The following is a 23,377-nucleotide window of genomic DNA, read 5'->3' as shown; positions in this document are numbered from 1 at the left end:
TACCGCATCCCTTTGCGCCGGTCCGCCGGGGTTGTCCCGGCGGACCGGCGCGCGTGCACCCGGCACTGGATAATCGCCGCGACCGCGCTGATCGGCGCCCGGAACGGCGAGGTGTTCGTGGAGCTGCACAGGAATCCGCGCCTGCTCAGCACCGTCACCAGCGTGCTCCTGCTCGCGGCGGTCACCGGCGCCCTGGACGTCTGGTTTCTCGGTGACCGGTGGGCTCACGCGGCCGTCGTCACAGCGGCGTTTCCGGTGGCGGTGTGGGGGCCCTGGATCGTGCGGGCGCTGTGGCCGTTCCGGTTCGTCGTCGGCACGGACGGGCTCACGGTGCGGTTCCGGGGCGCGAACCTGCGCCTGCCGTGGAGCGAGATCCACGCGGTCGTGCTCGACGACCCGGTGCGTCGCGACCGCGCTCCGCTGTGGGATGAGCTGTTGCTCGTACCGGTCGACGGCGCCGTCCTCACCGCCGGCGCGATCCGTCGCAGCCCGGTCGACGGCCGCCCGTGCCAGCTGTTGTTGAAGTCCTCGGACGTGCGGGAGTCCGCGGAGGACGTGGCGCGGGCACTGATCCGGTTCGGTGGTGACCGCGTGGTCAACCTCGCCGACCTGCGCCGCCGCGAACTGCGCACCGAGTTCAGGCTCCTCCGGTTCGGGATCGGTTACGAGCCGTACCACGTGCAGGTACTCGTCCGGCGGGCTCACGAGGCGCTCGACGCCGGTGCCGGGCCATGGCGGCAGGCCGCCAGAGCCGAGATCGAGTCGGCCAGACTGCCGCGCTTCTGGCAGGGGTACAGCCGCCGGGAAGTCGACGCCACGCTGCGGGCGCTGTCCGACGCGCTCTCCCGCTGAGGACCGGCGCCCGCGGTTACCGCTCAGCCAGCGCCGGCCGGCTCTCCGGCGACGGGTGGCCCGACGTCGGATCGTCGGACCCGGCCAGCAGCAGCGCGCCGAGTACCGCGAGCACGAACCCGACCACGGCCACCGGTACGAACCCGTGCCGCGCGTGGTCGCCGAGCACGAGTACGCCGACCACCGCCGGTACCACCGTCTCGGTGACCACGACCGCGGCGCTGACCACGGTGACCGAGCCGCTGTTGAGCCCACCGGTGAAGAACAGGAACCCGATCACACCGCCGACGGCCAGCGACCACGCCGCCGGGTCACGCACCAGGTACGCGGGCGACCAGTCGGTCAGGCCCCGCGCGGCCAGCGCGGTGATGCCGAAGCCGAGCCCGGCCACCGAGCCCAGGATCGCCGGGCGGGCCCGCGAGCCGGTCTTCCCGACCGCCAGGCCCAGCGCGGTCAGCGCGAGCACACTGACCAGCAGGCCAAAGCCGAACCACGGCCCGGGCGGCACCGGGTTCTCGTCCCCGGCCGAGGCGCTGAGCAGGGCCAGGCCCGCGCAGACCCCGGCGACCGCCGCCCACTGCCGGCCGTTCAGGCGGGCCGCCAGGATCGGCACCGCGACCACGGCGGTGACCGCGAGGTTTGACGCCTGACCGGCCTGGACGAGGAACAGCGGGAGGCTGCGCAGCGCGATCAGCTGGAAGACGAAGCCGCCGCCGTCGAGCGCGACGCCGGCCACGAACGGACCCTGGCGCAGCGCGCGGACGAGGATGCGCGGACCCACGGTGCGGCCGGAGTCCGGCGCACGCCGCGCCCCGATCGCCTGGAACACCGACGCCACGCCGTAACACACCGCCGACCCGAAGACGGCCAGCAGCCCCCACATCACCAGGTCACGGTAGCTGGCGCCGCTGATCTCGCGAACGTCCGGTCGAGGTTCCGACCGACTTGTCCGGCTCGGCGCGCTTGTCTGGCTCGACGCATCTGGCGCTGATCCCAACGGCTTGCGGCTGGTGCCCGTGACGCGGGACGCGGGACGCGCTACCCGACCCGCCTTTCGATTAGTCCATCGATACTTATAATTTCAAGAAACCCCGCCTCTGGCGTGCCGGTGTGTCGACCGAGTGGTCGCTAATTTGGTCGGATACCGTCGGATTCGCCCTTTAACCGCCACTCACTGCCCCCCTCACACCGACCACCACCTGCGTCGCTTTCGTCTCTCGCCGCCGCCATGATGAGATGGAAGACCACGCGATATGCAGGAGGTCCGCCCTGTGGCCAGCGTCGCCGAGGTCAAGTCGGCCATCGATGCCGTCATCTCGCAGATCGGTGAGGTGCAGTCTGCCGTACGGGCGGCCGGTGAACAGCTCTCGGAGACCCAGCAGAGCCTGGCGGCAGCCGTTGAAGGCAGCGGGCACGACGCGGTGACCACCGCGCAGGCCGCGCTCAACCAGGCCACCACCGAGCTTGAGGAGGCACTGGCCGCCACGGTCACAGCGGTCGAGCAGGCGCAGACCTACCTGGGCACCCTGTAACGACCATGTCCCTGATCGAAGAACTGGGCGCCGTGCTCTACGCGACCTCCGAACGGATGCCGGTCGGCGAAGTGGCCGCCGCGCTGGAGCGGCTGCGCGCCGCCTCGGCGCTGCTGATGTGGATCCGGCAGGAGTCGAGCCGGCCGATCGGGGTCCCCGAACTGGCCGGCGCCACCGAACACCTGGAACAGGCCGGCCGCGCTCTCCACGTGGCGCAGGAGTCGGTGGCCGAGTACCTGACCGCGATCGGTCTGGGCCTGGAGGGCCGCAGGCCGCCCGAGGACGCCTGGCGGAAGGCTCTCGACGAGCAGCCGGACACCACGCCGGAGCAGGAGGAGCCGGAGGGCGTAGCGGCGCCCGGACGGCTCGGCCGGTGGTGGGCGCAGCGGGTCACGGTACTGACCGACGGTCCGGTGGACGAGCAGGGCGAGCCGGGCTCGGGCGGGCCGAACGGCAGCACGACTGGCGGCAAGAGAGCCGGCGACACCACGGCGGGCGGCACGACGGCGGGCGGCAGGACGGCGGGCGGCAGGACGACCGGCGACACGGCCGGGCGCGACCGGTCCGGCCGCCCGAGCGGAAGCGGTGCCGGGGAACCACCCGAGCTGCTGCGCCGAGTCGCCCGGCACACCCGCGCCGGCAACCGTGACGCGCTGCGCCGGGAACTGACCGACGCGGCCCCACCGGTCGGGCTGGGCCTGGCCGCGATCAGCCCTCCGGTGCTGCACCGGCTGGCCGGCGACCTGCTCGGCCACCAGCCGCGGGCGGCCGACCTGGCCGCGCTGACCGACACCACCCGCGGACCGGTTCACACCCTGCTGCCGAAGCTGCCCTCCGGCGTGGTGGACACGCTGCTCGCCCGGGTCTGCCGGGTCCCGCCGCCTCGCGAATCCGGGCCGCCCGCGCACCCGGCCGACTCGGCGGTTACCAGCGCGGTACTGGTCGGTGTGCTGCTGTCCCGCCTCGGTCGCGACCCGGATTCGTTGCGGCCCGACGCGCCGCAGCCGATGGACAAGCCCCGGCAGTCCGACCGCGGCGACTCGTCGACCGGTGGCGCCGCATCCGTCGGCGCCGCTGGCGGCCGCGTAACCCACCCCCACCACGCGAGCGACGGACCGGACCGATGGCTGATTCCCTGATCGAAACGATCCGGCGCGACCTCGGCAGGGCACAGGCCGCCGCGCTTGCCGGCCGTGCGGCCGCGCAACGCCGGCTCGCGGACGCGCACGCCCGGCACGCACGGATGGAGGCCGCCGCGGCGCAGGTGCCCCAACGCGCCGGCGACGTACGCGAGCAGCAGCTGACCGCGCTGGAGACCGCGCACCGGGAGTCGGTCGCCGACACCGCGGCGGATGCGATCCGCGCCGCGCTGGCCAGTGCGCCGGGCTCCGCCGGCGATCCGTGGTCGCGGTGGCAGCCCACCCCGCTGCGCCGGGGCTCGGTACCGGGGCCGGTCCGCATCGGTACCGTGCCGCCCGGCGTACCGGCCCTGGTGCCGTTCCTCGACTGGGCGCACGTGCGCATCACCGGTACCGACCGGGCCCGGTGCGACGCCGTACTGGCCGCGTTGCTGCTGCGTACCTTGGGCTGTGCGCCGCCCGGATCGGTGCGACTGACCGGGTACGACCCGGACCAGCTGGGCGGCGGGCTGGCCGGGTTCGCCCCGCTCAGCCCGGGCGGCCTGCTGACCTTCGTCGGCCCGGGCGGCCTGGGCCGGCTGCTCGACGAGCTGGTCGACCACGTCCGGCGGGTCAACGAGACGGTACTGGCCGGCGAGTACCCGTCGCTGCGCGCGTACGCCGAGGCGACCGGCAGGCGGCCCGAGCACTGGCGGGTGGCTGTGCTGCTCGGCGCGGACGAGCCGACCCGCCACGAGCAGGCGCAGCTGGCCCGGTTGCTGCGCACCGGGGTGGCCTGCGGTGTGCACCTCATCCTGCGCGGGCTGCCCGTCGACCCGATCGTCGAGTCCGACGTGACCACACTGGCGACGGTGAGCGCCGACCGCTTTCACGGCATGCCGCTGACCGTCGAGGGGCCGCCGGCCGAGCTGGTCACCGCGGGCTGCCGGACGATCGCCGCGCAGGCGGCCGAGGGGCCCGAGCCGATCGCGTTCGCCGACCTGCTGCCCGACGAACTGTGGACCCACTCCTCCGCGATCGGCCTGACCGCCCCGGTCGGAGAGGCGTCCGACGGCGAACTGGTCGACGTGTCGCTCGCCGACTACCCGCCTCACGCGCTGATCGGCGGACCGTCGGGTACCGGCAAGACCAATCTCATCTACGCGTGGATGGGTGGTCTCGCTGCCCGGTACTCCCCGGCCGAGCTGGAGTTCTACCTGCTCGACTTCAAGGAGGGCGTGTCCTTCGCCCGGTTCGCGCCCGGCCAGCGGGACCCGAGCTGGTTGCCGCACGTGCGGCTGGTGGGCATCAACGTCAACACCGACCGCGAGTTCGGCGTGGCGCTGCTGCACTTCCTCAGCCGGCAGCTGCGGGCCCGCGCCGAGGCGGCCAAGCGGCACGAGGTCACCACCCTGGCCGAGTTGCGCGCCGAGGACCCGACCGGGCACTGGCCGCGCATCGTCGCCGTGGTCGACGAGTTCCAGGTGCTGCTGTCCGGCCGCGACGCGCTGGCCGCCGAGGCGGCCACGCTGCTGGAGGATCTGGCCCGCCGTGGGCGTTCGCAGGGCATTCATCTGGTACTGGCCAGCCAGGACGTCTCCGGTATCGAGGCGCTGTGGGGGCGCTCCGCGCTCGTCGGCCAGTTCGCCCTGCGCATGGCGCTGCCCAAGGCACGCCGGATCCTGAACGAGAACAACCCCGCCGCCGAATCCATCCCGCGCTTCCACGCGGTCATCAACGCTGACTCCGGCGCGCTGCCCGGCAACCGGATCGTGCGGGTACCGATGGCCAGCGACCGGGAATCGTGGAGCGGGCTGCAACTGCGGCTGTGGCAGCGACGGCCGGCCGACGTCGCGCCGCCGCGGCTGTTCGACGGCGACGCGGTACCGGTGTTCCCGCAGAACCGGGTACCCACGCCCGGTGGCCGGGAACCGGTGGCGCTGCTCGGCGAGACCATCGACGTCGCCGGGGAGCCGGCCCGGCTCCGGCTGCCCCGGGCCCCCGGCCGGAACCTGGCTGTGCTCGGCACCCGGCTGGAGGAGGCGTGCGCGGTACTCGCCTCCGCCGGGCGCTCGCTGGCCGCGCAGTTCCCGGACGGTTCCGCGCGGTTCTCCGTGGCCTGCCTCGACCCGGACGCGATGGGGCCGGCCGGCGACCTGCATGCCGCGCTGCCCGAGGACACCGAGTGGTACGACGTCGACACCGTCTCCGAGCTTTTCGCGGAGACCGTGGACGACGCGAGCGGCACCCCGCACTTCCTTATCCTGTACGCGGTCGACGCCGCCCGGAGCCGGGCCGCCGGCCCGCAGGACCACCTGCGCCGTATCCTCCACAGTGGACCCGAGCGGCACACCCACGTGCTCGGCTGGTGGCGAGGGGTGGGACGGCTGCGCGACGATCTCGGCGGGATGGGTGCGCGGCTGGATCCGATCGGGGCCTGGGTCGCGCTCGACGTGCACGGTGGCGATCTCGCCACGCTCTACCCGAAGCCCGGTGGCCCGTCCTGGTACCCGCGGCCGTGGCGGGCGCTGTACTTCGACCGGACGGTGCACCGCAACGCGGAAGCCATCATCCCCTACGGACTCTCATGAGCAGGCCCGACGAGCCGGGTGCCGAGGCGCCCGCGACCGGTGCCCAGCCGGCGACCGGTGCCCAGCCTGGGTCCGGTGCCCAGTCCGCCACGGGCGCCCGGCCCGCCGCGGGTGTTCAGTCCGCCGGGTTCGCGGGCAACCCGTGGCGCGACGCGCCGAACACCCGCCGCACGGCCGCGCCCCCGCCGCGTCGCAGGCCGCTGGCGATCGAGACGGACCCGGCGCCCGCCGAGCCGTCGCGCGCAGCACCGGACGCCCCCGCCCCGCCCGACGACTCCACCGACACCGACTCGACCGGCGCCGACTCGACCGGCACCGCTCCAGCCGACGCTGACTCGGCTGACGCCATCCCGACCGACGCTGATTCGGTTGACGCCATCCCGGCCGCCCCCGTCCCGGCCGACGCCGACCCGGGCGACGCTGCCCCCGGCGACACCACCCCGGCCGGCACCGCGCCGGGCGACGCTGCGCCGGGCGACACCGCCCGGGCCGATACCACCCCGGGCGACGCCGCCCGGACCGGGGTTGACGCCACCGGGGCTGCCGCGACCGAGACTCCCCCGACCGAGACCGCTTCGAGCGAGACCGCTTCGACCGGATCCGGCGCGACTCGCGCTGCCCCGATCGAAACCGGCCCAGCCGTCACACCCCCAGCCGTCACGACCCCAGCCGTCACGACCCCAACCGGCGCCCACGCGGTCGGTAGCGACCTGGTGCCCACCGAGCCGGGCACTTCCTACGCCGACCTCATCCGCCGGCTGGCCGGTGCCGAAGCCGACCTCGCCCGGCGGCGCACCGCCGTGCACGAGTGGTTCGTCCGCCAGCAGGCCCGGGCCCAGGCCGAGGTGGCCCGCACCTCGCAACGGGTCGCCGAGGCCAGCACCGCGCTCGGGGTCGCGCAGGCCGCGGTCGAGTTCACCGAGGCCGAGTCGGCCCGGCTCTGGCAGATCCTGGCCGGCCGGATGCGGCTGCGCGACCCGGCCAAGCTCGGGCCGCCGCCGGGGCCGGACGAGAGTGGCGAACCGATCACCGAACACCCGGCTCACCTCCTGGATCAGGTACGCGAGGCGCTGGATCAGGTACGTCCGGTGAAACAGCGGCCCGCGGTGGGGCTGCCGCTGCTGATCTTGGGTGTGATCCTGCTGCTGATCGGCATCGGTTACGCGGCGTTCACACTGGCGAATTGACGTATCCGCGCCGGCTGAGGTGTCCGCGGCGACCCGGCCGCCCGGCGCTCGCGGCTACCCGGACGCCGGCTCAGACGGCCCGAGCCAGACCGGTCGGAAGGCGGCATAGCGGGCGCAACCGGCGGCCCCGTGCCGTTCGGCCCGCGCGACCATAGCCTGCAAGCGGCTACCGTCGACAGCGATGGACTACACACAGCCCGGGCTCAGCGTTCCCGGAGACGCCGACGACATCCGCCCCACCGGTTCCGACATTGATCCTGATCCGCGTTCCGATCCGCACTCCTCCGACATCGACCTGGCCGACTGGCGCGAGCGGATTGTCCGGCTCTACCTGTCCGACCTGGATCTGGCCGGCTTCCGGGCCGCCCGGGACGAGATGTTCGCCACCCACCCGCAGTCGCCGATCCCACCCGCGCGGCGGGCGGACTTCACCGGCCTGAGCTACTTCCCCGCCAACCCCGAGGCGGTCGTCGAGGCACCGCTGACCCCTGCGGACGGCGGCATCGAGATCGACACCGGTGGACCGGACGGCGTGGTGCGCTACCGCCGGGTGGCCGTCGCCGGTACGCCGTGGGGACCGCTGACCCTGTGGTGGATCGAAGCGTACGGCGGTGGGTTGTTCCTGCCGTTCCGCGACGGTACGAGTGCGGCCGATTCGTACGGCGGCGGACGGTACCTCACCGACACCGTCAAGGGCACGTTCGGCCGCGGGCTGGTCGTCCTGGCCCCCGATCGGGTGAGGCTCGACTTCAACTACGCGTACAACCCCAGCTGTGCCTACGACGACCGCTGGGCGTGCCCGCTCGCCCCGGAGGAGAACCGGGTCACGGGCCGGATCCCGGCCGGTGAGCGCGTCTGGCACCCCGCAGAGGCGGTGTCCAGCCGGCTCACAGGTTGAGCACAGGTCGAGCAAAGAATTGGCTGAGATTTCGCGTGCATGATGGGCACCCATGACGGCAGGCACGCTGAACATCCGGCACCGGGCCGCGCCCGGTAGCCGGACGCGCGGCTGGTGGCCGGACCTGATCGGCGCCGCCACCGTGTTCAGCATGCTGGTCGTGGTCGCCCTGTGGGTACACAACCAGGGTCTCCAGCAGTTGGTCGACTCGACCACCGGGCTGGACTCCCTGGGCCGGCTGACCGGGCTGGCCTCCGCGGACCTGTTGCTGATCCAGGTGTTCCTGATGGCGCGGGTACCGCCGGTCGAGCGCTCGTTCGGCCAGGACCGGCTGGCCCGCTGGCACCGGGTGGTCGGCTTCACCTCGTTCGACCTGATGCTCGCGCACGTCCTGCTGATCACGCTCGGGTACGCCGGTACCGACCACAGCGGAGTGGTGCGCGAGTTTATCAATCTTGTGCTCACCTACCCCGGCATGCTGCTCGCCCTGGCTGGCACGGTCGCGCTGATCCTGGTCGTGGTCACCTCGCTGCGGGCGGCCCGGCGCCGGCTGCGGTACGAGTCGTGGCACCTGCTGCACCTGTACGCATATCTGGGCGCCGGGCTGGCGATCCCGCACGAGCTGTGGACCGGTACCGACTTCATCGGCGACGCCGCGGCCACCGCCTACTGGTGGACGGTCTACGCCGTCGCGGCGGGCAGCGTACTGGTGTTCCGGTTGGGTCTGCCGCTGTGGCGCAGCGCACGGTACCGCCTGGTGGTCAGCGACGTCGTCCCGGAGGCGCCCGGCATCGTCTCGGTGTACCTGCGCGGGCGGCACCTGGATCGGCTGCGGGTACGGGCCGGGCAGTTCTTCCACTGGCGGTTCCTGGCCGGCCCCGGCTGGACCCGGGCGCACCCGTACTCGCTGTCCGCCGCGCCCCGGCCGGACCTCCTGCGCATCACCGTCAAGGACCTGGGTGACGACAGTGCCCGAGCGGGCGCGTTGCGGCCCGGTACCAGGGTGCTGATCGAGGGACCGTACGGGCAACTGGCCGGGGCGGGCCGACGCCGGCCCCGGTTCACGATGATCGCCTCGGGCATAGGCATCACCCCGCTGCGCGCGCTGCTGGAGGAGTTGCCGTACCGGCCGGGTGACGGGACGCTGATCTACCGGGCCAGTACCCCGGACGGCTTCGCGTTCCGGGCCGAGTTGGACGCGCTGGCCGCCCGGCGAGGGGTACGGGTGGTATACCTGCCCGGCCCGCGCGCCTCGGACGGGTCCTGGGCACCGGCGCGCGTACCCGGGCAGCGGGGATCACCACCGCTCGGGGACGAGTCGCTGCTGCTCCAACTCGTACCGGACATCGCGGAACAGGACGTGTATGTCTGCGGCCCGGACCAGTGGATGACCGCGGCCGCCAACGCGGCCCGGCTCGTCGGGGTGCCCGAGGAGCACCTGCGGCTCGAATGGTTCAGCTGGTGACCGGGGGGAACGGCCGTACGGAAAGGCAGTGCGGGACATGCGGCGGATAACCCTGTGGCTGGTGGCCACCGTCGTCGTGGTGGTGCTGTTGTTCAGCTACAAGACGAGCCTGAACCCGGGCAATTCCGCCCGGCCCGGCGCGGAAGGCTCCAACCCGCCCGGCATCGTGTCCGGGCCTACGAACGCGCCCACCGGCCAGGCACCCACCGGCGATGCGCCCCTCCTCGGTCAGGCGCCGGCCGGCCAGCCCGTGCCCGCTTCGCCCAGTGCCAACCCGCCCAGTGCCAACCCACCCAGTGCCGCCCCGGAAACGGTCGCGAACGGCACGGTGTCGCAGACCGTGTGGGGACCGGTACAGGTCCAGGTGACGATCGCGGCGGGGAAGATCGCCGACGTGATCGCGCTCCAGGTACCGAGCCAGAGCTCCAGGGACCAGGAAATCAACTCGTACGCGGTTCCCCGCCTGCGGCAGGAGGTGCTGACCGCGCAGAGCGCCCACATCGACGCGGTCAGCGGCGCGACGATCACCAGCGATGGCTACGTGCAGTCGCTTCAGGCCGCACTGGACGCCGCTCACTTCGGGGAATAGCCGACCGCTCGACGCCGGGAGCGTTGCGTAGGCTCGTCGCGGATGGCCATGCCCGGCGCCAACCGGGGTCGGGCCGGGCTGTCGCGGCGGCCAGCACGCCTGGTCGCCGGATCGGGCAAACTGGGGAGCCGGCGTGATCGCCGATGTCGTCGTCGTGGTCCTGGCCGTGTGCGCGGGCGCGGTCGCGCTAGTGGTCGCGCTCGGGCTGACCACCTGGGCCCAGCGCGACCGCGTGGTGCGGGGCGCCGCTGCCGAGAACGCCACAGCCGAGGCCGACCTCGCCGACGGCGACCCCGAAAATGACGGCACTCCGAACGATGGCACTCAGACCGACGGCGCCCCCGATGGCGGCGCTCGGAATGGCGGCGCTCGGAATGATCGCGCTCAGAATGGCGGCACTCGGAATGGCCGCACTCAGAACGATCGCATTCGGAACGACGGCGAGGATGACGGCGAGCGGGTGCCGTCGGCCGCCGACCTGCGCGGGCAGGCTGAGGAACTGGCGGCTCACGCGACCGCCGCGGCCGGCCGGGCCGAGCGGGCAATGGCCGACGTGGACACGGCCCGGGCGGAGTACGACGCCGCCGAGGCGCACCGCGACACGGTCGAGGCGGAGTACGACGCGGCCCGGCTCGCGTACGCCGAGGCGCTGCGCGCCGTACGGGCAGGCCAGCCGGAGCCGCCCACCCCGGAGCAGCGGGAGCGCCGCCACGAGGTGGAGAGCGCGGCGCTGGCCGCGTACCGGCGCGGCGAACTGTCCATCGACGAGTTGCGTGCCGTCTTCGCCCGGGCCGGCGACCGGGATCCGGATCGAGAGGCCCTGGCGCAGGAAGCGGAGCGGCTCGCCGCGCGGGAGAGCGAGGTCCGGCGCGGGTACGACATCGCGGTCGCGGCGGCCCGGGTGGCCGGCGAGCGGCTGCACGTCGCGGAGGTGGCAGCGACGGCGTGTACGCAGGAGGCTGTGGACGCCGCGATCGAGGCGCAGGTGGCCGCCGACGAGTTGGGCCGGGACGCCGAGCGGCGGTAGCGGCCCGGCCGGTTACCTGTCTGTCCCGCCGGCCGTGTCGCCCTCGTCCGTCTCGACGGCAGCGTCTGTGTCAACGGCGGCGTCAGTCTCGACGTAGGTGGCGAGGCTGCGGATCAGCATGTCCAGGCCGAACTCGAAGCGCTGGGCACTGTCGCCCGACATCAGCGCGTCCACGTGCTTGGACAGCAGCGGGAAGCGGTCCGGCGGCAGGCTGGTGAAGAACGACCGCACGCTGTCGAAGTACGCCTCGGTGAACTCCTCGTGCGACTGGCCCGCCTCGACGCGGCGCTTGTAGAACAGCGTCCCCTCGTAGGCGTCGGCCGCGATGTACAACGCCAGCCGATCGATCGCGTACGCCGCCACCAGCGGCGGTACCCGGCCGGCGAGCATGAGGGCCATCATGCCCTCGGCCAGGCGCAGGGCGTTGGGCCCGGTGGGTACGTTGGCCAGGCTCACCCGCGAGATGTCCCGGTGCGAGGCATACACCTGGAACGCCCGCAACGCGACCTCGCGCAACTGCTCCTGCCAGCGCTCCGGGTCGGGTGGCGGCACCGGAACCTCTCCCATCACCCGGTCGTGGACGAGGTCGAGCAGTTCCTCCTTGTTGGCCACGTGCGCGTACAGCGAGGCGGGACCGGTGCCCAACTCCTCGGCGACCCGCCGCATGCTCACCCCGTCGAGGCCGTCCGCGTCGACCAGGCGCAGTGCGGTCTCCACGATCAGCTCGCGGCTGAGCTGCGGGCGCGTGCGCGCCGGCTGCCGCGTGGGCTTCCACGCGGGTACGGGCAGATCTTCGGCCATGTCGGTCACTGTACTCCGTCGCGAACGGTGTTCCCTGGACGAACGGCGTTCGTTCAGGGTACGGTGTTCGCGCTAACGAACACCGTACGCAGAAACGGGGAACTGACGAATGACCACGACCACCACGCCCGTCGAGGCGCCCGACCTTCCGGCCACCCAGCCCTACCGATGGCGCTGGCTCGGCCTCTTCGTCATCCTGGCCGCCGAGGTCATGGACCTGCTGGACGCGCTGGTGACCACGATCGCCGGCCCGTCGATCCGGACCGACCTCGGTGGCGCCGACAGCCTGATCCAGTGGCTCGGCGCGGCCTACACCCTCGCCATGGCCGTCGGCCTGGTCACCGGCGGGCGGCTCGGCGACCTGTTCGGCCGCCGGCTGATGTTCATGATCGGCGCGGGTGGCTTCGTCACCTCGTCTGCGGTCTGCGCGCTCGCTCAGAGCCCGGGCATGCTCATCGGCGCTCGGGTGGCCCAGGGCCTGTTCGGCGCGCTGATGCTCCCGCAGGGGCTGGGAATCATCCGCGAGATGTTCAGCGCCAAGGAACTCGCCGGTGCGTTCGGCGCGTTCGGCCCGGTCATGGGCCTGTCCGCGGTTGGCGGCCCGATTCTGGCCGGCTGGTTGGTGACCGCGGACTACTTCGGGCTCGGCTGGCGCATGATCTTCCTGATCAACCTACCGCTGGGCATCCTCGCGGTGGCCGGTGCCGCCGCGGTCCTGCCGGCCTCGCGGAGAACCGGCGCCACCCGGCTCGACCTCGGCGGAGTGGCGATCCTGTCCGCCGGAGCCTTCATGGTCATCTACCCGCTGGTCCAGGGGCGCGAACTCGGCTGGCCACTGTGGACGTACCTGCTGATCGCCGCCGGCATCCTCACGTTCGGCCTGTTCACGCAGTACACCCGTGGGGTGCAGCGACGCGGCGGCGACCCACTGGTGACCCCGTCGCTGTTCCGGAAGCGGGCCTTCACCGGCGGGCTGCTGGCCGGCGGCGCGTTCTTCTCCGGCATGATCGGCTTCAGCCTGGTGTTCAGCCTCTACCTGCAGCTGGGCCTGAACGACTCGCCGCTGAAGACCGGCCTGGCCGCCGTGCCGCAGGCAGCGGGCATGGTCATCGGCTTCGTGGCCGCGAGCGCCGGACTGACGGCGCGGCTCGGTCGCCGGCTTCTGCACATCGGGCTCGTCGTCATGGCCGCCGGCGTCGCGCTGTTCGCGGTCATCGTGCACGCGGCGGGTACCGCCGGTGTGTCGCCGTGGCACGTGGCACCCGCGCTGGCCGTGACCGGCATCGGTACCGGCCTGCTCATGGCGCCATTCTTCGACCTTATCCTGGCCGGTGTCGAGGAGCACGAGATGGGCTCCGCCTCCGGCTCGCTGAACGCCGTCCAGCAGCTCGGTGGTGCGCTGGGCATCGCCATCCTGGGTACGGTCTTCTTCAACATCCTGAAGGTCGGGCGCACCGGGCCGGTACCGGCGACCGTCGAGCACGGCATGCAGGTCACCCTGTGGATCGAGATCGGCCTGCTGGCGGTCACGTTCGCCGCGGCGTTCCTGCTGCCGAAGCGCCCCCGCGAGGAAGAGGCCGCCTAGCTCCTGGCGTGCTCCCCGGGGACCGGTGCCCAGCGCCCGCTTGCTCAGCGCTTGGGCACCGGTACCCGGGCCAGGTCCTCGGCCACCACGATCGGTCCGTCGAAGTGCCGGGCGGCCTCCGCGCCGAAGGCGGCGGGATCCGTGTAGCGCTGGGAGAAATGCGTGAGCACCAGCAGCCGTACCCCGCATTCGGCGGCGACCCGCCCGGCCTGCGCCGCGGTCAAATGGCCGAAACTCTCCGCGAGCTCGGCCTCGGCCGCCAGGAACGTGGACTCGATGACCAGCATGTCCACGCCATCGGCCAGCGCGAACACGTTCTCGCACAGCCGGGTGTCCATGATGAACGCGAAGCGCTGCCCGCGCCGGTGCTCGCTCACGTCTTCCAGCGCCACGGTTGCGCCACCCGCACCGGGACCGCCGACGCTGATGCTTCCCTCGCGCTGGAGCCGGCCGATGTCCGGGCCGGCGATGCCGTACTCCGCGAGCCGGTCCGGCAGCATCCGCCGGCCGTCCGGCTCCACCAGCCGGTACCCGTAGGAATCCACCGGATGCTCCAGCCGGAGCGCGGACAGCGTGCCGAACGTACCGCTGGCCACCGGCCCGTCCGTCTCGACCGGCTCCTCGCGCAGGTCGGCGGTCTCGTAGAAGGACGCCGCGTAGCGCAGCCGGCCGAAGAAGTCCCGCCCCGAGGCCGGATAGTGCGCGTAGACCGGCCGCTGCACCCGGTCCAGCGACAACCGCTGGACCACACCCGGCACTCCGAGACAGTGATCGCCGTGGAAGTGGGTCAGGCAGATCCGGGTCACGTCCGTCGCGCTGACCCCGGCGAACAGCATCTGCCGCTGGGTGCCCTCGCCGGGATCGAAGAGCATCCCTTCGTCGTCCCAGCGCAGCAGGTACCCGTTGTGATTGCGCATCCGGGTCGGGGCCTGGCTGGCTGTCCCCAGCACGACGAGTTCACGCACCCGGTGACGATACGCGACGCGGGGGCGACCGCAGTTTGGATTGACCGCCCTAACGGGAATACCTCCACGAAAGGAGGAGGTAGGTCGCCATGACCACTACTGCCATAGTCATCCTCGTCATCGTCGTGGTGGTCGTCGCCGCGCTCATCGCGTTCGCGGTCACGTACTCCCGGCGGCGTGCCCTACGCGAGCGCTTCGGACCCGAGTACGAGCGGTTGGTCGCCGAGCAGAACAGCCGGTCCGCCGCCGAGCACGAGTTGCGTGAGCGCGAACGCAAGCACGCCGAGCTGGATCTCCACCCGCTCTCCGCGTCCTCGCGAGCCGGCTACGCCGCCGAGTGGGCCGACGTACAGACGCGGTTCGTGGACTCGCCGCAGGACGCGGTACGCGCCGGCGACGAGTTGGTCACCCGGCTGGTACGGGAGATCGGGTACCCGACCGACGACTACGAGGAGCGGTTGGCCACGCTGTCCGTCGAGCACGCCCGGACGCTGAGCCACTACCGCGACGCGCACGACATCTCCCTGCGCAACGAGAGCGGTCAGGCCAGCACCGAACAGCTGCGCCAGGCTCTCGTGCACTACCGGGCCCTGTTCGGCGAGTTGCTGGGCGACGAGCCGGTACCGGAGACCGCCGAGCCTGTCCAGGCCCGGGAGCCCGAGACGGAGCCCGAGGTTCCTGCCGCTCGGACCGACGTACCGCAGACCGATGGGCCTCGGTCTGACGCCCCCACCCGCTGACCGCCAGCGGCCCACCCGCGTACCTGGCGAACGAGGAGGTTCTTCTGATGCGTGACCAGCCGCATGCCTGGCAACACCGATCGAACGACGCGACCGAGTCGGCCACCGGCACGATGCCCACACCGCGCGAGCCGGCCGACGACGACTCTGACCACGCCATCCCGACCGACAACGCCGTCCCAACCGACAACTCCCGCCAAGACACCAGCTGGGCTCCGGAGCGCGACGCGTCCCCCGCGGACTCGCCGGAGGCCGGTGGCACGGACGTCGCCGGCTCGCCCGACATCGACGCCCCGACCTCGTCACCGGACGTCGACGCCGCGAGCCACATGCCCGGTGAACCCGCCGTCGGAGTGGCGCAGGTTCCCGACTCGGAGGCCGGCACCGATGAGCGCGCAGCCGACGACCGCACACCCGACGACCGCGCAGCCGACAACGTCGCAGCCGACGACGTCGCCGCACGCGACGACCGCGCAGCCGACGACCGCGGAGCCGACGACGTTGCCGCACGCGACAGCGCCATGAGCGACGCGGCACGGGATGCCGCCATGAATGACGCGGCGCGCGACGCCACCGCAACCGACTACAACATGACCGACGACGATGCCTTTGACGACGCCGCCTTTGACGACCGCGCGGCCGGCGACGACGCGGCGCGCGACGCAGCCGTGAATGACGCGGCCGTGAGTGACGCGGCCATGAGTGACGCGGCGGCCGGCGAGCCGGGCGGCCGGGAGGGCGACGGCGAGCTGATGCCGGGCGACGTACCCGAGCAACCGGCGAGGCCGTTGTTCGACGGCTCGTCCGCTGACGGCTTCCGCGACCGTTGGCAGCGGGTACAGATGCGCTTCGTGGACAACCCGCGCGGCGCCGCGGACGAGGCGAGAGTACTGACCGATGACGTCGTCTCGGCGCTGCACGACGCGCTCAACGAGCGGATCGGCTCGCTGGGCGAGTGGCAGTCCGGGCAGGCGGGTGACACCGAGGAGCTTCGGGTCGCCGTACGCCGGTATCGCGACCTGCTGGACCGGTTGCTCGGTCTCTGATTACGGCAACGCGTCCGTCGAGGGTGGGTGGCCTCCGGTCGCCCACCCTCGCGCGTGCGAAGCGCTCTTCGTCCCGCCCCGCGCCCTCGATCCCCCGACCGCCCTCGGACTCTCGGGGCCGGTTCGTTTCGGGGGAGGGTAATTCGGCTGTCGCGCGTCTAGCGTGAGCGCGTGAGCAGTGGACGGCGCCGCGGTCGGCCGCGCCATCCGGACGTGTTGACCCCGGCCGAGTGGCGGGTCGTAGACGCCGTACGGCATGGGTTGACCAACCGGCAGATCGCGGCGCGGGGCGGCGTGAGCCTCGACGCGGTCAAGTTCCACGTCGCCAACGCGGTGGCCAAGCTCGGCCTCGACGGCCGGGCGGCGCTGCGATCCTGGACCGGGGTACCGGCGGGCAGCGCACCGCATCGTGCACTGCACCGCCCGGCAGTGAGGGAGACGACGATGTCAGGAAGCCTGAGCCTGGGAGCCATCGGTCAGGTCTCCCGCCCGGTCGGCGACATCGACCGGGCGGTCGAGTGGTACCGGGACGTGCTCGGCCTGCCGCACCTCTACACGTACGGCGACCTCGCGTTCTTCGACTGCGGCGGAGTGCGGCTGTTCCTGAGCGCCGAGTCCGGTACCGCTGTCGGCGAACCGTCGGTGCTCTACTTCCGGGTCGACGACATGCACGCCGCGTACCAGGAACTGCGCACACGAGGCGTCGAGTTCGAAGGGGCGCCGCACCTGATTTTCCGGCACGAGTCTGGACTGGAGGAGTGGATGGCTTTCTTCAAGGATCCGGACGGCCACCTGCTCGCCATCATGGCGCAGTTGCTGGCGGACTGCGCTGCCGAGAGGCTGAGCTGACGAAAGACTGGGCTGACGAGAGACTGATCTGCCGCGAGAGTGACCTGCTCCCTCAGCCCGACACGCCGAGAGTATTGGAGTTCTGGACCCACCCGGGAAGTCCGAGCAGGTTGGGCACCGGCGAGACCGCGAGACACGCCGACGCCAACGGGGCCAGCATCTCGGCCAGCCGGTCCGTCGCTTGCGTGCCCAGCGCCCGCCACGGTCCCGTCGCGCAGCGATCCGTCACGTCCTCGACGTCGCGGTACAACTCGACGCCGGCTGCCGTCGCCCGCCCGGCCTCATCGAGCAGGCCGCGCTCGACCAGCCCGGCCGCGGCGGCCTGCCACTGCTCGTCGGTCCAGCCCCGGGCGGGCTGGAGGATGTCACGGGACAGGTCGAGACCGCTGCGCAGCACCAGCGACTCGATGCCCGACACGCCCGCCACGACCAGGGCCGCGAAGTGACCGTCTCCGCGATGCTCGCGCAGGACCGTCGCCGCGTGCCAGAGCCGGGCCACCGGCTCATCGGGTACCGGAAGGGCCGCGTTGGCCCCGCTGAGGACCCGGCCGGAGTGCTCCGCCGCGGCGGCGGCCTCACCGAGCAGTACCCCCGCCTCGTCCGGCGGCGCCCCCATCGTGCGCAACGCCTCGGCGGCGGCCCGCTCCCGCACGGTCAGCGTCCGCTCCGGAGTGATCCGCTGCCAGACATCCGGCAGCGCACGGTTGACGACGCTCGGCGCGAAGCCGAAAAACGACGCCAGCACCGGCCCCGGCCCGACCGCCCCGAGAGGCGCGCACCGGCAGGCGAAGTATCCGCGCCAGAAGCCGCGCAGGCCGGCCTCTTCCAGCATCGGGCGCGCGGATGGGGCGTAGATGATGGCGTGTACCGGCTCGAACAGGCCCCACATCCGCCGGGCGACCGTGCTCACAGCTGTCCATCCAAGCGCATCATGTAGTGCAGCAAACCATCCTGGATCTTCGCGGACAAGCGTCCTTCGGGATCGGATCCGGCGGGCACCCGCGTCTGGCCCGGCATTCGAGCGTCGCCGAGCACCCGCGTTTCGCCGAGCACCCGCGTTTCGCCGAGCACTGTGGTCAGCAACCGCCGGACCGCTTCGTTGCCCAGCTCGACGTCGGCGTGCAGAACCTTCACGCCGGCATCGGCAACGCGGCGCAGCATCGAGCGTGCCAGCGCGGTGCCCACTCCCCTGCGCTGCCAGCGATCCAGCACGAGCATGGCGATGTCGGCCTCGGCCGGGCTGCCGGTGCGAGTGAACTCCGCCCAGCCGATGAGCCGGCCACCGCACAGCGCGACCTGCGCGTCCCACTCGCAGCGCGGCGCGGACGAGATGTATCGCAGGTACGTCTCGGGGAGCCGGGGCACTCCGGCGAAGAACCGGGATCGCAGGCTGGTCGCGGAGATCCCGGTAGCGGAACGGACCAGGAGCCGCTCGTCGCCGTCCTGCCAGGGCCGGATCAGGAAGCGTGCCATCGGCCCCCCTGAGTTCCATTGGTGAACGTAGGTCCGCGCTGAGTCTACTTCTGCGACTCAGCATCCGTCGAGCCCGTTTCGAGACTCGGGTCCTGTCCTGTCGATCTCGTCGAGCCGAGGCGAGGTCCAGGCGTCGATCCGTCGTTCGGCCGCCAGCCGTGTCGAGGGACATCGGACCGCCAGCGGCGCCGAGGGACATCGGACCGCCAGCGGCGCCGAGGGACATCAGACCGCCAGCGGCGCCGAGGGACATCGGACCGCCAGCGGTGCCGAGGGACGAGGCGCCGCGGTCAAGCGGTCCGGGGCTGGCTGGCGAGGCGCCGCGGTCAAGCGGCCGGGGAATTTGTGGAAGGGCTCGCAGGACTCCTGGACAGCAGCCGGGCAGCGACTGGGCCCGCCGCAGGCCGGCGAACGATCGGCAGGACAGGACCCTGGCACGTTCACTCGCCGGGGTGGCGAGCAGTACAGTCTGGGCTGGCGCCTCCCCTCACACTCGACCAGACCGTCGGAGCGGACCCCGAGATGAGCAGCCCGATCGCCCCCGACCAACTCGTCCGCGACTACCTGGCGGCGGTCGACCGCGCCCTGGTCGGACTGCCCGGGGAGCGCCGCAGAACGGTGCTCGACGATCTGCGCGAACGCATCGCGGCCGAGCACACGGCCAGCGGCGCCACGATGCCCGCCGTCCTCGACCGCCTCGGCGATCCCGACTCCGTGGCCGCGGAGATCTGGCGGCGCGAGGCGCAGCAGCCCGAGGCGCAGCAATTCGGGGCTCAGCAATTCGGGGCGCAGCAACCCGCGCTGACCACCCCCACCCACGCCTGGCCAGCGATCATTTCGCCGACGCTCGACGCACCGATCGTCGCCGCTGTCGACGGACCCACTGCACGGCACCGGTCCGGCGCCTTCCTGTGGGCGTCGGTGACGGTCGCGGTGGTCGTGCTGGTCCTGATCGGCGTGGTCGTCTTCGCACTGCTCGCCTAGCCCGCCTCGCCGCTCTTTGTCCCGAACCGCTTCCCGCACTCGCCGAACCGCTCGCCCAGGCGGCGCGCCGGACATCGAAACATCGACGCGAGGCATCGGCCACGACCGGTCTGGGTCGCGGCGCGGCGCCAGACGCGTCGGAGCCAGACCGATCGGAGCCAGACCGATCGGAAGACATATCGACGCGCCAGCGGTACGGCGGTAACGTGTTACCCACGGGTAACCAGGGATGGTGATCGTGGACGGACTCAGGCACGCACCTCACACGCAAGCGCCCCGCGCACAAGTGACACACGAACAAGCGACGCACGAACAGGCGACGCACGTGCGCGTCGCGATCATCGGAGCCGGCTTCGGCGGGCTCGGCGCCGCGATCCGGCTCAAGCACCGAGGCATCAACGACTTCGTGATCCTGGAACGGGCCGGTGACGTCGGCGGCACCTGGCGCGACAACACGTACCCGGGCTGTGCCTGCGACGTACCGTCGCACCTCTACTCGTACTCGTTCGAGCCGAACCCGTACTGGCCACAGAGCTACTCCGGCCAGAGCGACATCTGGGCATACCTGCGTGGCTGCGTCGACCGGTACGGCATCGAGCCGCACCTGCGCCGCCACCACGAGGTACGCGAGGCGGCCTGGGACGAGCAGCACGGCCGCTGGGTGGTGGACACGACGGGTGGCACGCTGACCGCCGATGTCCTGGTCTCCGCCGCCGGCCCGCTGGCCGACCCGTCCGTACCGGACCTGCCCGGCCTGGATTCGTTCGCGGGTACCACTTTCCACTCGGCCCGCTGGCGCCACGATCACGACCTGACGGGCCGTCGGGTGGCGGTCATCGGCACCGGCGCGTCGGCGATCCAGTTCGTTCCCCAGATCGCATCCGGGGTGGACCGGCTGGAACTGTTCCAGCGCACTCCGCCCTGGATACTGCCGCGGGCGAACCGCCGGATCAGCGCGCTGGAGCACCGGCTCTTCCGGGCGGCGCCCCCGGTGCAGCGGTTGTTCCGCACCGGCGTGTACCTGACGCTGGAGAGCACCGCGGTCGGCTTCCTGCACCCGTCCGTCATGCGGATCGCCCAGCGAATGGCCGAGCGCAATCTGCGCCGGACGATTGCCGATCCGGCGCTGCGCGCCCGGCTCACGCCGACCTACCGAATGGGCTGCAAGCGGATACTGCTGTCCGACACCTACCTGCCGACGCTCAACCGGGACAACGTCAACGTCGTCACCGACCCGATCACCGAGATCCGGACGGACGGAGTGGTCACCAGAACGGGCGACGACAGCACCGCCCTGCACGGGGTGGACACGATCATCTTCGCGACCGGATTCCACACCAGCGACACCCCGATCGCCGAACGGATCCGGGGCCGGGACGGCACGAGCCTGGCGGAGGTCTGGCAGGGCAGCCCGCGCGCCTACCTCGGCACCACCGTCGCCGGCTTTCCCAACCTGTTCCTGCTCCTCGGCCCGAACACCGGCCTCGGACACAGTTCGGTGGTGTTCATGATGGAAGGGCAACTGGACTATCTGATGAGCGCACTGGACTACCTGCGGGCCAACGGAATCACCGCGGTCGAGCCGACGGCGCGGGCGCAGGAGGAGTTCGTCACGGCCGTGGATCGCAAGATGGCCGGTACGGTCTGGGGGCGCGGCGGGTGCCACAGCTGGTACCAGGACGCCACCGGCCGCAACGCGGCGATCTGGCCGGGCAGCACGTGGCGGTACCGGCAGCGGGTACGCCGGTTTGATCCGGGGGCCTACCGCACGGTTGCCGCCAAGGTACCGGCATGACTCGTAAAAACCGGCCGCTTGACCGCGACACCTCGTCCCTCGGCGCCGCTGGCGACCGCGAAACCAGCCGCAAGCGGCCGCTTGACCGCGACACCTCGTCCCTCGGCGCCGCTGGCGACCGCGAAACCAGCCGCAAGCGGCCCCGGGGCCTTGCCGGCAAGGTCGTGCTGGTGACCGGCGCGGCCCGGGGCATCGGTGAGCACACCGCGAGACTGGCCGCCGCGCGGGGCGCACGGGTCGCGCTGATCGGCCTGGAGCCGGACCGGCTCGCCGCACTCGCCGCCGAATTGAACGCCGCCCACCCGGCATCCGCCGGCGCCGCCCAAACTCAGGCCGCGCATGCCTGGGCGGAGTGCGACGTGACCGACCAGCCGAGCCTCGACCGGGCCGTCGCGCACGTCGCGGACGCCCTCGGCGGGATCGACATCGTGGTGGCCAACGCCGGCATCGCCAGCTACGGCACGGTCGAGGTCACCCCGGTCGAGGCACTGGCCCGGACCATCGACGTGAACCTGGTCGGCGTGGTGCGCACCGTCGCCGCCACCATGCCGCACGTGGCGCGGCGGCGCGGGTACTTCCTGATGGTCTCGTCGGCCGCCGCGTTCACCGCGCTGCCGGGAATGGCCGCATATTGCGCGTCCAAGGCCGGAGTCGAGCAGTACGCGAACGTGCTCCGCCTGGAAGTCGCGTACCGGGGCGTCGGGGTCGGCACCGCGCATCCCATCTGGATCGACACCGACCTGGTGCGCGACGCGCGTCGGGACCTGCCCACGTTCGGCGCCACCCTGGGCAAGCTGCCCTGGCCGGTCGGCACGGTGGTATCGGTCGGCGAATGTGCCCGGGCGCTGGTTGACGGCATGGCGCGGCGGCGACGGCGAATCTACGTGCCCCGCTCGATCGGTCTGGTCCAGGCGCTGCGCACGGTGGTCCTGAGCCCGTTCGGCGACGCGGTGCTGCGCGGCGGCGCACGGACATCGGTACCGCTGCTGGAGGCCGAAGCCCTCGCCCTCGGCCGGCCATTCGGTGAGCACAGCGCCGGAGCGCCGGTAGCGAGCGACAGCGGCCGCGCCGACCGGGGAGGCCGGTCGTGATCGCGTCTCACCGGGTCGGTACCGGTGAGCCACTGCTCTTATTGCACGGCATCGGTCACCGGTGGCAGGCGTGGCAGCCCGTCCTCGACCGGCTCGCCGAGCACCACGATGTCCTCGCCGTCGACCTGCCCGGCTTCGGCGCGTCCGCGCTCCCCGACGGGCCGGTGGGCATGCGGGACACCGTCGCGCGGCTGCACGCGTTCGTCACCGGCCTGGGCGTCGAACGCCCGCACGTGGCCGGCAACAGCCTGGGCGGCGCCATCGCGCTGGAGTTGGCGGCGGCCGGCCTGGCCGCGTCCGTGACCGCGTTGTCGCCGGCCGGGTTCGCCACCCCATGGGAGGTGCGCTGGGCACTCGGCACACTGCGGATGCACCGGTTCACCGCGCGGGTACCCGATCCGGTGCTGCACCGGGTGGCGCGTTCGCCGAGGTTGCGCATGCTGGCTTTCGGGATGATCGTGGCCCGGCCCGGGCTGCTCGACCCCGATGTCGCCGTGGCCGATGCCCGGGCGCTCCGGGACTGTCCGGGGTTCCCGCCCGTCGCGCGGGCAGCCCGCGGGTACCGCTTCACCGGCGACCCGGAGGTTCCGGTGACCGTCGCCTGGGGCGTCAAGGACCGCATCCTGTTCCCCCGCCAGGCCAACCGGGCGCGGCGTGGGCTACCCGGCGCCCGGCACCTGGCGCTGCCCGGCTGCGGTCACGTCCCGATGAGCGACGCACCCGACCTGGTGGCCCGGATCATCCTGGAGACGACCGGCGCGCTGCCGCGGCAGGCGGCTCCGGTCTGAC

22 protein-coding genes are annotated in these 23,377 nt (G+C 72.4%); 17 read left to right on the top strand and 5 right to left on the bottom strand.

What is annotated here, in order from left to right:
- Window positions 1-12 precede the first annotated feature (12 nt).
- The gene (locus Raf01_RS23320) at window positions 13-852 is read left to right on the top strand and encodes a hypothetical protein (RefSeq protein ID WP_203920085.1); all 840 of its coding nucleotides are present in this window, start codon (window positions 13-15) and stop codon (window positions 850-852) included.
- 16 nt (window positions 853-868) lie between these two features.
- On the opposite strand, the gene Raf01_RS23315 is transcribed toward Raf01_RS23320, so the two are convergent.
- Entirely contained in the window at window positions 869-1,738 is an 870-nt protein-coding gene (locus Raf01_RS23315; RefSeq protein ID WP_203920084.1) for a DMT family transporter, read from the bottom strand.
- Window positions 1,739-2,123: 385 nt separating this feature from the next.
- Here Raf01_RS23315 and Raf01_RS23310 point away from each other — a divergent pair, with 385 nt between their 5' ends.
- The 8 genes from Raf01_RS23310 (at window position 2,124) to Raf01_RS23275 (ending at window position 11,259) form a co-directional block, all read left to right on the top strand.
- Window positions 2,124-2,384, top strand: coding sequence for a hypothetical protein (locus tag Raf01_RS23310; protein WP_203920083.1), 261 nt, complete (start codon window positions 2,124-2,126; stop codon window positions 2,382-2,384).
- A gap of 5 nt (window positions 2,385-2,389) precedes the next feature.
- Complete coding sequence (locus Raf01_RS23305; protein ID WP_203920082.1) at window positions 2,390-3,523, top strand: hypothetical protein; 1,134 nt, start codon at window positions 2,390-2,392, stop codon at window positions 3,521-3,523.
- Window positions 3,508-6,093 carry an FtsK/SpoIIIE domain-containing protein gene (locus tag Raf01_RS23300; protein WP_203920081.1) on the top strand — a complete coding sequence of 862 codons (2,586 nt, stop codon included), beginning with the start codon at window positions 3,508-3,510 and terminating at the stop codon, window positions 6,091-6,093. The genes Raf01_RS23305 and Raf01_RS23300 overlap by 16 nt, the downstream gene beginning before the upstream one ends.
- Window positions 6,090-7,280, top strand: a complete 1,191-nt coding sequence (locus tag Raf01_RS23295; protein ID WP_203920080.1) for a hypothetical protein — start codon at window positions 6,090-6,092, stop codon at window positions 7,278-7,280. Before Raf01_RS23300 ends, Raf01_RS23295 begins: the two co-directional genes overlap by 4 nt.
- 181 nt (window positions 7,281-7,461) lie before the next feature.
- Entirely contained in the window at window positions 7,462-8,178 is a 717-nt protein-coding gene (locus Raf01_RS23290; protein WP_203920079.1) for a DUF1684 domain-containing protein, read from the top strand.
- 52 nt (window positions 8,179-8,230) lie between these two features.
- Window positions 8,231-9,643, top strand: a complete 1,413-nt coding sequence (locus tag Raf01_RS23285) for a ferredoxin reductase family protein (RefSeq protein WP_203920078.1) — start codon at window positions 8,231-8,233, stop codon at window positions 9,641-9,643.
- Window positions 9,644-9,680: 37 nt separating this feature from the next.
- Window positions 9,681-10,232 carry an FMN-binding protein gene (locus Raf01_RS23280; RefSeq protein WP_203920077.1) on the top strand — a complete coding sequence of 184 codons (552 nt, stop codon included), beginning with the start codon at window positions 9,681-9,683 and terminating at the stop codon, window positions 10,230-10,232.
- A 133-nt stretch (window positions 10,233-10,365) separates the two neighbouring features.
- The gene (locus Raf01_RS23275) at window positions 10,366-11,259 is read left to right on the top strand and encodes a hypothetical protein (RefSeq protein ID WP_203920076.1); all 894 of its coding nucleotides are present in this window, start codon (window positions 10,366-10,368) and stop codon (window positions 11,257-11,259) included.
- A 12-nt stretch (window positions 11,260-11,271) separates the two neighbouring features.
- Here the strand turns inward: Raf01_RS23275 and Raf01_RS23270 are convergent, their stop codons facing one another.
- Window positions 11,272-12,060 carry a TetR/AcrR family transcriptional regulator gene (locus tag Raf01_RS23270; RefSeq protein WP_203920075.1) on the bottom strand — a complete coding sequence of 263 codons (789 nt, stop codon included), beginning with the start codon at window positions 12,058-12,060 and terminating at the stop codon, window positions 11,272-11,274.
- 109 nt (window positions 12,061-12,169) lie between these two features.
- On the opposite strand from Raf01_RS23270, the gene Raf01_RS23265 reads away from it, so the two are divergent.
- The gene (locus tag Raf01_RS23265) at window positions 12,170-13,645 is read left to right on the top strand and encodes an MFS transporter (RefSeq protein ID WP_203920074.1); all 1,476 of its coding nucleotides are present in this window, start codon (window positions 12,170-12,172) and stop codon (window positions 13,643-13,645) included.
- Window positions 13,646-13,689: 44 nt separating this feature from the next.
- Here Raf01_RS23265 and Raf01_RS23260 read toward each other — a convergent pair whose 3' ends face one another.
- Window positions 13,690-14,562, bottom strand: a complete 873-nt coding sequence (locus Raf01_RS23260; RefSeq protein WP_239133847.1) for a ribonuclease Z — start codon at window positions 14,560-14,562, stop codon at window positions 13,690-13,692.
- A 137-nt stretch (window positions 14,563-14,699) separates the two neighbouring features.
- On the opposite strand from Raf01_RS23260, the gene Raf01_RS23255 reads away from it, so the two are divergent.
- From Raf01_RS23255 to Raf01_RS23245, 3 genes are all read left to right on the top strand, one after another.
- Window positions 14,700-15,350, top strand: a complete 651-nt coding sequence (locus Raf01_RS23255; protein WP_203920072.1) for a hypothetical protein — start codon at window positions 14,700-14,702, stop codon at window positions 15,348-15,350.
- Window positions 15,351-15,397: 47 nt separating this feature from the next.
- Complete coding sequence (locus Raf01_RS23250; RefSeq protein ID WP_203920071.1) at window positions 15,398-16,396, top strand: hypothetical protein; 999 nt, start codon at window positions 15,398-15,400, stop codon at window positions 16,394-16,396.
- A 171-nt stretch (window positions 16,397-16,567) separates the two neighbouring features.
- A complete protein-coding gene (locus tag Raf01_RS23245) occupies window positions 16,568-17,245 on the top strand; it encodes a VOC family protein (RefSeq protein WP_203920070.1) in 678 nt (225 codons plus the stop codon).
- Between the two features lie 52 nt (window positions 17,246-17,297).
- Here Raf01_RS23245 and Raf01_RS23240 read toward each other — a convergent pair whose 3' ends face one another.
- Both Raf01_RS23240 and Raf01_RS23235 read right to left on the bottom strand, forming a co-directional pair.
- Window positions 17,298-18,134, bottom strand: a complete 837-nt coding sequence (locus Raf01_RS23240) for an SCO6745 family protein (RefSeq protein WP_203920140.1) — start codon at window positions 18,132-18,134, stop codon at window positions 17,298-17,300.
- 17 nt (window positions 18,135-18,151) lie between these two features.
- A complete protein-coding gene (locus Raf01_RS23235) occupies window positions 18,152-18,718 on the bottom strand; it encodes a GNAT family N-acetyltransferase (RefSeq protein WP_203920069.1) in 567 nt (188 codons plus the stop codon).
- Between the two features lie 522 nt (window positions 18,719-19,240).
- Between Raf01_RS23235 and Raf01_RS23230 the strand changes: the two genes are divergently transcribed.
- From Raf01_RS23230 to Raf01_RS23215, 4 genes are all read left to right on the top strand, one after another.
- Entirely contained in the window at window positions 19,241-19,702 is a 462-nt protein-coding gene (locus Raf01_RS23230) for an HAAS signaling domain-containing protein (RefSeq protein WP_203920068.1), read from the top strand.
- 325 nt (window positions 19,703-20,027) lie between these two features.
- Window positions 20,028-21,497, top strand: coding sequence for a flavin-containing monooxygenase (locus Raf01_RS23225; protein WP_239133841.1), 1,470 nt, complete (start codon window positions 20,028-20,030; stop codon window positions 21,495-21,497).
- Complete coding sequence (locus tag Raf01_RS23220) at window positions 21,494-22,588, top strand: SDR family oxidoreductase (RefSeq protein ID WP_203920066.1); 1,095 nt, start codon at window positions 21,494-21,496, stop codon at window positions 22,586-22,588. The genes Raf01_RS23225 and Raf01_RS23220 overlap by 4 nt, the downstream gene beginning before the upstream one ends.
- Complete coding sequence (locus Raf01_RS23215) at window positions 22,585-23,376, top strand: alpha/beta fold hydrolase (protein WP_203920065.1); 792 nt, start codon at window positions 22,585-22,587, stop codon at window positions 23,374-23,376. Before Raf01_RS23220 ends, Raf01_RS23215 begins: the two co-directional genes overlap by 4 nt.
- The last annotated feature ends 1 nt before the right edge of the window (window position 23,377 follow it).

Source organism: Rugosimonospora africana (assembly GCF_016862975.1).
Taxonomy (GTDB): Bacteria; Actinomycetota; Actinomycetes; order Mycobacteriales; family Micromonosporaceae; genus Rugosimonospora; species Rugosimonospora africana.
Note: the sequence above shows the minus strand (reverse complement) of the source record. Positions and strands in the feature narration are given on the sequence as shown.